The following is a 10,903-nucleotide window of genomic DNA, read 5'->3' as shown; positions in this document are numbered from 1 at the left end:
AATCCCGTCGCACGCGTTATATGATGCAACGTGACGCCCCGCTTGATGCCGGTGGATTGTCCCAACTTTTCGTGCACATATGCCATCCCCCAGTCTTGTCGGCCTGTACCGGCGCACTACAATAACGCCAGTTATCGCTCGGATGCGGGGAGCCGATCGGCGCGGGAGCTGATCGCCAAGTGAAAGGAACAGCCAGATGTATAATCTCACAGTCAACAACCGAGAGGTTTCCGTCGATGTTCCGGGGGACACGCCTCTCCTGTGGGTGCTGCGCGATGAGTTGCGGCTGACCGGAACGAAGTTCGGCTGCGGCGTGGCGCAATGCGGGGCCTGCACGGTCATGATGGACGGGATGACTCGTCGCTCTTGCGTGACGCCGATCGAGATGGCCGACGGTGCCTTCGTCGAGACGATCGAAGGGCTCGACACGCCTGAATCACAGGCGGTGCAGGCGGCCTGGGTCGCGAACGACGTGCCGCAATGCGGATGGTGCCAGTCAGGCCAGGTGGTCAGCGCGACCGCGCTGCTGACCGAGATCCCGCAGCCGACCGACGATGATATCGACAATGCGATGGCCGGGAACATTTGCCGTTGCGCCACATACCAGCGCATCCGCAAGGCGATCCATGACGCCGCCAGCACGCTGGAGGGATGATCCGATGACCGAACACACACGCCGCCAATTCCTTTCCGCCTCCGCCGGGCTCGTCGTCGCGGTGACGCTTCCGCTCCCCGGTCGGGCGCAATCGGGTGCCGCCGCCATTCTCGGGCAGGATGCGCCGACGCAGGGCGACTTCGCCCCGAACGCCTTCATCCGCGTCGCCCCCGACGACACCGTGACCGTCCTCATCAAGCATATCGAGTTTGGACAGGGCCCCTATACCGGGCTCTCCACGCTGGTGGCCGAGGAGATGGACGCCGACTGGTCACAGATGCGCGCCGAAGCGGCACCGGCGAATGCCGAACTTTATGCCAATCTTTTCTTTGGCATGCAGGGGACCGGCGGCTCCACCGCCATGGCCAATTCCTACATGCAGATGCGCAAGGCAGGTGCTGCGGCGCGTGCGATGCTGGTCGCTGCCGCGGCCGAAGAATGGGGCGTGCCCGCCGGTGAGATAGAGGTCGCGCAGGGTGTCGTACGACACGGGGCAAGCGATCGCAGCGCCCGCTTCGGTGAGCTTGCCGAACGCGCCGCCGGCATGACGGTGCCCGAGGATCCGCCGCTCAAGGATCCGGGGCAGTTCAAACTGATCGGCACCGAGGTCCAGAAGCTCGACACTAAACCCAAGTCCACGGGTCAGGCGACCTTCACCCTCGATGTCTACCGCGAGGGGATGGAAACCGTCGTGGTCCGCCACCCCCCCTTCTTCGGCGGGCGCGTGGCGAATTTCGATCCAGCGCCAGCGATGGCGGTTCCGGGTGTCGTTGCGGTTCGTGAAATCCCCTCCGGCATCGCGGTCTACGCAACCTCGACCGCTGCGGCGCTCAAGGGGCGCGAGGCTCTCGACGTCGAATGGGACGACACCGAGGCCGAGACCCGCTCATCCGAAGAAATGCTTCAGGCATTCTCCGAAGCAGCGGCGGCAGAAACGCTCGTTGCCGAGGAAGCCGGCGATGTCGATGGCGCACTCGAAGGCGCCGAGCAGGTGATTGAGACCGAGTTCCGCTTCCCCTACCTCGCACATGCGCCGCTTGAGACGCTCGACGCGGTGATCGAGATGCGTGACGGCGTTGCCGAGCTGTGGATGGGGTCGCAATTCCCATCGCTCGACAAGCCGACTCTGGCCCAGACGCTGGGTGTCGACCCCTCGAATGTGATCATCAACGTCATGTTCGCCGGCGGCAGCTTCGGACGCAGGGCTCAGCCTGACGCGCATCTGGCGGCTGAGATCGCGGCCATCGCGAAGGCAGCGGGACGCAACGGGTCGTGGAAGCTGCTATGGACACGCGAGGATGACCTGCATGGCGGCTACTACCGCCCCATGACCGTGCACCGGATGCGCGGTGGCATCGATGCGGAGGGCAACATCGTCGGCTGGACCGACGTCCTCGCCAACCAGTCGATCATGGCCGGCGGGCCGATGGAAGCGATGATGGACAAGGGGCTCGACCCCACGGCCTATGAGGGCGCGACCAAGATGCCCTACGACCTGGTCAATTTCCGAACCAGCTGGGCGCGAATGGAAAGCCCCGTTCCGGTGCTGTGGTGGCGTTCGGTCGGACACACCCATACCGGCTACGCGACCGAAGTGTTTCTCGACATGCTGCTCGAAGCGGCGGGCAAGGATCCTGTGCAGGGCAGGCTCGACCTGCTGCGTGCGGATGCCGGGCGCGACCGGGCGGTGCTTGAGCGCGTCGCCGCCATGGCGGGCTGGGATGGCCAGCGCGTGAAGGGCGATCGCGGCTACGGCATTGCTCTGCACGAGAGCTTTAATACCTATGTGGCGCAGATCGCAGAGGTCTCTAACGATAACGGCATGCCGCGCGTTCACCGCGTCTGGTGCGCGGTCGATTGCGGCGTGGCAGTCAATCCCGGTGTGATCCGGGCGCAGATGGAAGGCGGCATCGGCTACGGCCTCACCGCGTTGCTCTACAGCCAGATCACGCTGCTGCCGGGCGGGCGCATCGCCGAGAACAATTTCGACGATTACCGGATGCTGCGTATCAACGAGATGCCGGCGGTGGAGGTCGAGATCCTCGACACCGACCACGACCCGAGCGGCGTTGGCGAACCCGGAACGCCACCGATCGGCCCGGCCGTCGGCAATGCATGGAGAGCGCTGACCGGCCAGACCGTGACGCGACTGCCTTTCACCGTGGGAGTTCAGTCATGAAAATGTGGAAAGTCTCAACCGTTGCGCTGATCGCAATCCTGTCCGCCGCATCGAGCGGTTGGAGCGAGGAGGTAAACGGCCTGCGCACGGTCGACGAGTTCGACGGTTTTACGGACGAAACCGCTCGCTCGCAAGCGCTGTTCGAGGAGATGGCGAAGGTCATCCAGCATCCGCGGTGCCTGAACTGCCACCCTGCGGACAACACACCGCGGCAGGGCATGGAAATGCGCATCCACGAGCCGCCGGTGGTTCGGGGCGACAGCGGGTTCGGTGCCCCGGGAATGCGCTGCAACACCTGTCACGGCAGTGAGAATGTCGATTACGTCTCTGGTGACGGGTCGATCCCCGGCCACTCGCCATGGATGCTGGCCCCGATCGAACAGGCCTGGATCGGCAAAACGGTCGCCGAGATCTGCGCACAGATCAAGGACCCTGAACGGAACGGCGGGCGAACGCTGGCTGAACTGCATGAGCATAATGCCCATGACGGGCTGGTCGGCTGGGGCTGGACTCCGGGAGAGGGACGCGAATCCGCACCGGGTACACAGGAACTCTTCGGCGAGCTGACGAATGCCTGGATCGAGGCGGGCGCAGCCTGCCCGGAGGGATGACGCGCGCACCCAATCAATAGCGTGTGGGGAGCCGGTCATGTAGGCTCGGATTGAGGGGCTGGGGAATTCTGTGAAGAACCCCCTGCCCCACAGTTGAATTTGTCCCATGAGTTAGCTCCGGGCGAACCAGGTGATCGCCGCCAGCGAAGGTCCGGTCCTGCGATACGCGCGGCCGACGACATCCCTCACCGTGGGGACGGCTAATCAATGTTGCAACAAATTGCGTATGTCCGAGAATCGCCAGTCAGCGTGGCAGTTGTGCTCAGGCGAAGACGTTGACGCTCTCAGACGCATCCCGTGTCATCAAGCGGCTCAGAATGGCGTCGTGGTTGGATTCTACCTCCTTCGACGGTTCATGATGGCTCCCGCAACGCCCGCGATACATCCGACCAGCGCCCCGAACCGGATCTGACGGACTGCGCACCGCGCAAATAATGCTTTGAACTTCGTGGTGGAGGGGGTAACTCGCCCCGGAATTCGGCTGTTTTGATGTTTAGGGTGAGGCTAGAAAACACGCAAATCCTCGAAATTTTGTGAATAGTTTCCGCCCCCCATATCGGCATGCCTGTTCCATATCGAACGCTTCGATTCCGTTTGCCGATCACGTTTTTACCAACGCGGTCTGGGCATGGAACTACGGCAAGGTGCGGTTCGTTATTTTAATGATTCATCTTAGGAAACGGAGGTCGGACATGGGACGCCTGGATAACAAAAGAGTGGTCATAACCGGGGGTGCAGGTGGCATTGGAGCGGAAACCGCCAAGCTATTCCTCAAGGAAGGTGCGAAGGTTGCGCTGGTTGATCTGGATCAGGATGCACTGAATAACGTCGCTGAAACGCTTGAAGAACACGGCAAGGTCGTTGTCATCGCTGCCGACGTGTCGAACGAAGCGGATGTGGAGCGATACGTTCAAGAGGCGAAGGACAAGTTGGGCGGTATTGATGTTTTCTTCAACAACGCGGGTATCGAAGGAACCGTCGCACCGTTGATTGAACAAAAGGTAGAGGATTTTGACAAGGTCATGGCCGTAAACGTGCGTGGCATGTTTCTGGGCCTAAAACATGTGATGAAGGCCATGAGCGAAAGCGGCGGAAGCATTATCAACACGTCGTCGGTAGCGGGCCTGTCTGCGGGTCCGGGCCTGACACCCTATGTCACGTCCAAACATGCGGTGGTCGGCCTCACACGCAACGGGTCAGCCGAGGGTGCTGGTCAGAATATTCGCGTGAATTCGGTGCATCCCGCACCTGTTAACACGCGCATGATGCGCTCTATCGAAAAGGGTTCGAAACCCGAGGACGCCGCTGCTGCTAAGGCGGAGTATGAAAAGCGGGTTCCGCTGGGTCGCTATGGCGAACCCGACGATGTTGCGCAGCTTGTACTATTCTTGGCCTCCGACGAATCGAGCTTTATCACAGGTGCCCAATATGTCGTAGATGGGGGCATGACCACTTGATCTGATACCGAAATCTTCGGGCGCGAGGGCTTACACGCCGACTTCATTGTCAGGGCGATACTAACCAATACTGCCAATGAAGACATCAATCGAAAGCTGGCGAGTCCGAAAGCCCCCAACAAGCAGTGTCATTTATACAGAAGGTCGTAAGTATAATTAAGGTCACGCCAAATCCTTCAATAAAATCAAAGATATTTGGCTCCGGCGGTAGGGATCGAACCTACGACCAATTGATTAACAGTCAACTGCTCTACCGCTGAGCTACGCCGGACCATGTCTTTCGACTTGGCGGGGTGTAGCAAAGGCATGGGGGGGCGGCAAGCGCAATCTAGCGCAATTCCGGCAAAAAGTTACGGGGTGCGTCCGCCATATTCCTGCGTGACTTCCAGCGCAATCTTCCGGACCTCGTGACCGAGTTCCGCCAATCTCTCCCCGCTCAAGCGCGACTGGGGGCCGGAGACGGAAATTGCGGCGATCGGGTCGCCTGTCTCACCGAAGATGACCGACGCTGCACAGCGCAATCCTTCGGCATGTTCCCCATCATCCGTGGCGTATCCGGCGGATTGAGCCGCGTTCAGAGCAGTGTTCAGAAGGCTCCGATCGGTGATCGTGGCGTCCGTCAATCTGATCAGGTCGTCGGATGACAGTGCGCGTTCCCGGCGGTCCTTCGGCATCATTGACAACAGGGCCTTGCCGGAACCGGATGCGTGCATGGGCAACCGGCCGCCGACCTGGGTGATCGCGCGCATTGCGTGTCTGCTTTCGACCTGATCCAGACAGACCACTTGCCCGCCGCTTTCGACGAAAATGTTGGCTGTTTCGCCTGTCGTCTCAACCAGACGCCGCAGGAATGGCTTGGCCACGTGCAACAGATTGCGGGTTCGAACGAAGGCGGACCCGGTGACGAAGGCGGTAACCCCGATCTGCCAGATGCCCGCGTTCATGTCGTATCTGACGAAACGCTCACTCTCCATCGTGGTGAGCAATCTATGCGTGGTCGAGGGGGGCAGATTTGCGCGCTCCGCCACTTCCGTCAGCGTCAGGCCGCTATCTGAGGCCGCGATCTCTCGCAGCAGGGTCATCGCGCGTATAACCGCCCGCACCTGACCGGCGCGTTCGTTGGGAACCGTCTCGTTGCTGTTGCTGCTCATGCGAGGTACGTAGTTCGGGCATTTCGACTGACGAGGGGGAACACGGCAGTTTGAACTGCTCAGGAGCATTGTTTCGCCATTTGACCCGAGGTTTTGGAAGATGATCCATTTGCCAGACAGCCCCAGCCTGCATGTTGAGGATCTGCACAGTGACAACGCTCCGGCTGTGGTCCTGATACATGACTTCCGTCTGGATCGGCGCGTCTGGGGTGATGTGGCAAAACGTCTGCCCCAGCAGGTGCGATGCGTCATACCCGATTTACGTGGATACGGGCACAGCCCCGCCCCGGACGGCCAGTGGTCGATGCGCGATGTGGTCTATGACCTCGCGAACACTCTGTTTTCGCTGAATATACGCGATGCGGTCGTTGTCGGCTCGGGAACTGGCGGCATGATTGCGCAGGCACTGGCCGCCGAGGTGCCCCAGACCGTGCGCGCACTGGTTCTGATCGGAACCGGGGCCAAGCTGGAGACGGAGGACAGATGGCTGCATCGGGCACAGGTTCTGAGCGGTCTGCCCGACACAGCGCGCGCCCGGCAGTTGCTGGACGCCGCGACTTATCGCGCACCTGACCCGCATCTGTGCGAAATCGCGGCCTCGACCCGGCCGGACACCTTGCGGCGGATGTGCGAGGCGGTGGCCCACACCGATCTGCGCCGCTCGACCGATGCGCTGCGCTTGCCTACTTTAGGCTTGGTCGGGCGCGACGATCGCATCACGCCGCCGGATCTGATGCGTGAAATGATCGACGGCATTCCCGGTGCCTCGCTGGAGTTGTTGCCGCGCTGCGGTCATATCACGGCATATGACGCGCCTGAGGCGACGGCGGATGCGATCAACGGATTTCTGGACCGCACCGGGCATCTTCTACCCGATTTCGACAGCAAGGACCCCTCCTGATGAGTTTCACTCCATTCGACAGCCCGCTTTATCGTGAACTGGTCTCGGACACCGAACTTGCCGTGCTGTTCAGCGATGCCGCGGAAATCCGCGCAATGTTGCTGTTCGAGGGGGCATTGGCCGATGCGCAGGGTGAGTTGGGCATCATTCCGCTGGAAAGCGCGCTGTTCATCTCTCGCAGCGCGCGGGAGGTTCAGCTCGACCCCTCCGCGTTGACCAAGGGACTGGCTGCCGCCGGTGTCGCTGGCCCTGCCCTCGTTGCCGCCTTCCGAGCGGAGATGAAGGCCCCCGAGCACGCGCAGTGGGCGCATCACGGTGCCTCCTCGCAGGACCTTGTCGATACAGGTCTGGTGATCCGCTTGCGGCGTGCCGCCGATATTCTGCAACAGCGGATCGAGGTGCTGGCCGAAACGCTCGGCGCGCAGGCGACCCAGCACGCGCATGTCGTGATGGCCGCGCGCACCCGGCATCAGATCGCGACGCCTACGACGTTCGGCGCGCGGGTCGCGACATGGCACGCCCCCCTGCCCCGCCACCTGCAACGGCTGTCGCAATTGCGACCCCGGGTGCAGGTCGTCAGTCTGGCAGGTGCGTCGGGGACCGCCGCCGCGTTCGGCCCGCAAGCGGTTGAGGTGGAGGACCGTGTCGCCGGCGCGCTGGGTTTGGCACCCTCGCTGCATCCGTGGAATGCAACCCGCGACGGCCTGGCGGAATTCGCCGGTTGGCTGGCCCTGGTCAGCGGCTCGATGGGCAAGATTGCGACTGATGTCCTGCAACTGATACAGGCCCAGCCGCCGCAGATCGGGCTTTCCTCGGGCGGCGGATCCTCGACCATGCCGCACAAGGCGAACCCCGTCGCGGCGGAAACCATCGTCGCCCTGGCGCGTCATGTCGCGACCCTGTCCTCCTCCCTGATGCATTCCCAGCTTACCGAAAGCGACCGCGACGGGGCCGCGTGGGCGCAGGAGTGGCTTTGCCTGCCGCAGTTGATCTGCGCCACGGGGGCCGCGCTGCGGCATACGCAACAGATGATCGAGGGGATCGTGCCCGATGCGGATGCGATGCGCGCGACGATCGAGGCCACCCACGGCACGATGTTCGCGGAACCTGTGACCTTTGCCCTGGCCGAACATATGCCGCGCCCCGAGGCCGCCGCGCTGGTCAAGGAGGCTTGCACACGCGCCGGTCCCGTCCGATCATTGCGCATGATCCTCGAAGCGGAAAGCCCGGTGGTGCTCGACTGGGATGCGCTGTTCGATCCGGTGGCGCAATGTGGCCGCGCGGTTGCCCTCGCCCGTGCCCCTGCGAAAGGTGGCGATGATGACCGCGAATGAGATTATCGCGATGCTGGACCTCGCCCCGCACCCCGAGGGCGGCTGGTACCGCGAAACATGGCGCGCGCCGACCACCGGCGATGCGCGGGCCAGTGGCACCTCGATCTATTTCCTGCTGGCAGCGGAGCAGTTTTCCCACTGGCACCGCGTCGATGCTGCCGAGATCTGGCACTGGTATGCCGGCGCGCCGCTGGTCCTGTCGTTGAGCGAGAATGGCCACGACGCCGAGGCGGCGATCCTGGGCCCCGAACTGACCGCCGACCAAAGACCCCAGCGCATCGTTCCGGCAGGATGGTGGCAATCCGCCACATCGCTGGGCGAGTGGACGCTGGTGGGTTGCACCGTCAGCCCCGGCTTTCAGTTCGCGGGGTTCGAACTGGCCCCACCGGACTGGCGTCCCACACGTCGGGGGAGCACGCCGCGAGGGGATTGAGGACGTCGCCACGAACCGCTAGACGTTTGCCAACTATGCAGGAGCGCACAATGGCCGATACCGTCGTCGAAGACCCCCAGATCTACCTGATCACTCCGGCCAAATTCGAATTGGCGACGTTCAGCGAAACCCTGCAAAGGGTGCTGGATACGCGTGAGATCGGCTGTGTCCGCCTCGACATGCCGGGGGCCGAGGCTGGCGACATCGCACAGGCCGCCGATCTGTTGCGCGACATCTGCCATCAGCGCGACGTGGCGCTGGTGATCGCGGATCATTTCCGCATGGTCGGCGTGCACGGTCTGGACGGGGTGCATCTCAGCGATCCACGTGCGGTGCGCGATGTGCGCCGCGAACTGGGGGCGGACGCCATTGTCGGCGCATTCTGCGGCAGTTCGCGTCATGTCGGCATGAACGCCGGGGAGGGCGGTGCGGATTACGTCACCTTCGGTCCCACCAGCCCCGATCCCCTGCTGGGGGACGGGTCCGTCGTCGATCTGGATCTGTTCGACTGGTGGTCAAAGGTTGTCGAGGTTCCCGTCGTGGCGGAGGGCGGCCTGACGCCGGAGCTGGTCGCCAAGCTGACCCCGCTGGTCGATTTCTTCGCCGTGGGGCGCGAAATCTGGTCAGAGGAAGACCCCGTCGCCGCGATGCAGACACTGGGCCTGCCGCGCGGCGACTGATCCTCAGCTATAGTCGCGCTGATCGTCGATGACCTTGCCGTCGTTGGGCAGGCTTCCCTTGGCCACGACTTCGACCTTTCCGCCCAGTTTGAGGATGTCGCGCACGCTGCCCGAGACTGCCTCTACGTTGACATCATCCGCCTCGACCTGAACCAGCATCTGGTCCCGCTCATCCTGGCGGGTGGCGGTAACACGGGCGCGGGCGATCTCGGGGTGGCGGGCGACCAGAGTCGCGACCTGCTCCGGCCGGACGAACATGCCCTTGATCTTCGCGGTCTGATCGGCGCGGCCCATCCAGCCCTTGATGCGCATATTCGTTCTGCCACACGGGCTTTGCCCCGGCAGGATCGCGCTCAAATCGCCGGTCGCGAACCGCACCAGAGGGTAATCGCGGTTCAGCGAGGTAACGAGGACTTCGCCCACCTCGCCCTCCGCCACAGGATCGCCGGTGCCGGGGCGCACGATTTCCACGATCACGCCCTCATCGACGATCATCCCCTCCATCGCCGGGCTTTCATAGGCGATGTTGCCCAGATCGGCGGTCGCATAGCATTGCAGGCAGTGGATGCCACGATCCGCGTATTCCGCACGCAGCGACGGGAACAGCGCGCCGCCCCCGACGACAGCACGGGTGATGGCCAGCGACAGGCCAAGTTCGTCCGCCTTTTCCAGAATGGCCTTAAGGTAATCGGGCGTACCCGCATAGGCCGTGACCCCCAGATGCGCCGCCGCCTGGGCCTGAAGCTCCGTCTGCCCAGTTCCGGCGGGAAAGACCCGCGCTCCGACAGCCGCCGCGCCGCTCTCGAACATCATGCCGGCAGGTGTGAAATGATAGGAGAAGCAGTTCTGCACCAGATCGGCACCGCTGAGGCCCGCCGCATGTGCAAACCTGCCCATCCGATACCAGTCATCGCCCGTGCCACCCGGTTCGTAGATCGGTCCGGGCGATTGAAACGCATGCTGCAAACGCCCGACGGCGAACCCTCCGAAGGGCGGGTTGGCCTTTTGCGCCGGTCCCAGATCGGATTTGCGCAGCACGGGCAAGGTCGCCAGCGCCTCACGCGAATCCACCCTGCCCGGCTGGCCCAGATGTGCCGCCATACCGGGTGCATAGCTCACCGCGTGGTCGATCAGCGCGGCGAGCGCGGCGCTCTGATCCTCCTCCCGCTGCTCAGGGGTTCTGGTCTCAAGCGCATCGAAATGGGTCATATGAGGTCCGTAAGGTTAGGAGGGTAATTTATAGGTCGTGGGATCGTCGCTCTTGTCCAGGACGATCTCATCGTTGGATAGCATCTTCTTGGCCACACGTTCCACCGTCTGTTCCCAATTTTCGACGGGCTCACGCTCATCCGGCAGGACGGCCACGGCAGATGCCAGTTCCTCCTGCGGGACGGGTCCGCTTTCCAGCAGTTCCAGGATGCGGGCGTGGATGGCCTGCGCGGTTTCTTCGGTTACGGTCATATCAGCCTCCGATGACAATTCATCGGTACAAGCTAGATCGC

11 protein-coding genes and 1 tRNA gene are annotated in these 10,903 nt (G+C 62.9%); 8 read left to right on the top strand and 4 right to left on the bottom strand.

From position 1 onward, the window contains the following. Positions 1 to 196 precede the first annotated feature (196 nt). The 4 genes from H1S03_RS03200 to H1S03_RS03185 all read left to right on the top strand — a co-directional run bounded on the left by H1S03_RS03200 (position 197) and on the right by H1S03_RS03185 (position 4,902). The gene (locus H1S03_RS03200) at positions 197 to 655 is read left to right on the top strand and encodes a (2Fe-2S)-binding protein (protein WP_166192436.1); all 459 of its coding nucleotides are present in this window, start codon (positions 197 to 199) and stop codon (positions 653 to 655) included. A gap of 4 nt (positions 656 to 659) precedes the next feature. Beyond that, positions 660 to 2,834, top strand: coding sequence for a xanthine dehydrogenase family protein molybdopterin-binding subunit (locus H1S03_RS03195; protein WP_185803130.1), 2,175 nt, complete (start codon positions 660 to 662; stop codon positions 2,832 to 2,834). Next, the gene (locus H1S03_RS03190) at positions 2,831 to 3,445 is read left to right on the top strand and encodes an Isoquinoline 1-oxidoreductase subunit (protein ID WP_430700870.1); all 615 of its coding nucleotides are present in this window, start codon (positions 2,831 to 2,833) and stop codon (positions 3,443 to 3,445) included. Before H1S03_RS03195 ends, H1S03_RS03190 begins: the two co-directional genes overlap by 4 nt. A 692-nt stretch (positions 3,446 to 4,137) precedes the next feature. Next, positions 4,138 to 4,902, top strand: coding sequence for an SDR family NAD(P)-dependent oxidoreductase (locus H1S03_RS03185; protein WP_185803129.1), 765 nt, complete (start codon positions 4,138 to 4,140; stop codon positions 4,900 to 4,902). Positions 4,903 to 5,098: 196 nt separating this feature from the next. Here the strand turns inward: H1S03_RS03185 and H1S03_RS03180 are convergent. Together H1S03_RS03180 and H1S03_RS03175 are read right to left on the bottom strand one after the other, a co-directional pair. Continuing rightward, positions 5,099 to 5,173, bottom strand: a tRNA-Asn gene (locus H1S03_RS03180). 79 nt (positions 5,174 to 5,252) lie between these two features. Continuing rightward, complete coding sequence (locus H1S03_RS03175) at positions 5,253 to 6,053, bottom strand: IclR family transcriptional regulator (RefSeq protein WP_185803128.1); 801 nt, start codon at positions 6,051 to 6,053, stop codon at positions 5,253 to 5,255. 100 nt (positions 6,054 to 6,153) lie between these two features. Between H1S03_RS03175 and H1S03_RS03170 the strand changes: the two genes are divergently transcribed. From H1S03_RS03170 to H1S03_RS03155, 4 genes are read left to right on the top strand one after another with little or no spacing between them, the layout of a single operon-like run. Next, on the top strand, positions 6,154 to 6,954 hold the full coding sequence (locus H1S03_RS03170; RefSeq protein WP_185803127.1) for an alpha/beta fold hydrolase: 801 nt from the start codon (positions 6,154 to 6,156) through the stop codon (positions 6,952 to 6,954). Next, a complete protein-coding gene (locus tag H1S03_RS03165) occupies positions 6,954 to 8,288 on the top strand; it encodes a lyase family protein (protein ID WP_185803126.1) in 1,335 nt (444 codons plus the stop codon). The genes H1S03_RS03170 and H1S03_RS03165 overlap by 1 nt, the downstream gene beginning before the upstream one ends. Beyond that, entirely contained in the window at positions 8,275 to 8,721 is a 447-nt protein-coding gene (locus H1S03_RS03160) for a cupin domain-containing protein (RefSeq protein ID WP_185803125.1), read from the top strand. The genes H1S03_RS03165 and H1S03_RS03160 overlap by 14 nt, the downstream gene beginning before the upstream one ends. 50 nt (positions 8,722 to 8,771) lie before the next feature. After that, positions 8,772 to 9,401: a thiamine phosphate synthase gene (locus tag H1S03_RS03155; RefSeq protein WP_185803124.1), complete on the top strand. Its 630-nt coding sequence runs from the start codon at positions 8,772 to 8,774 to the stop codon at positions 9,399 to 9,401. A gap of 3 nt (positions 9,402 to 9,404) precedes the next feature. On the opposite strand, the gene H1S03_RS03150 is transcribed toward H1S03_RS03155, so the two are convergent. After that, positions 9,405 to 10,610 (bottom strand): phenylacetate--CoA ligase family protein, encoded by a 1,206-nt coding sequence (locus tag H1S03_RS03150; RefSeq protein WP_185803123.1) that lies wholly within the window; start codon positions 10,608 to 10,610, stop codon positions 9,405 to 9,407. A 15-nt stretch (positions 10,611 to 10,625) separates the two neighbouring features. Continuing rightward, positions 10,626 to 10,862, bottom strand: coding sequence for a hypothetical protein (locus H1S03_RS03145; protein ID WP_166192647.1), 237 nt, complete (start codon positions 10,860 to 10,862; stop codon positions 10,626 to 10,628). Positions 10,863 to 10,903 lie beyond the last annotated feature (41 nt).

Source organism: Pontivivens nitratireducens (genome assembly GCF_014235845.1).
Lineage (GTDB): Bacteria > Pseudomonadota > Alphaproteobacteria > Rhodobacterales > Rhodobacteraceae > Pontivivens > Pontivivens nitratireducens.
The sequence above is the reverse complement of the archived record's forward strand: the minus strand, read 5'-3'. Positions and strand labels throughout refer to the sequence as shown.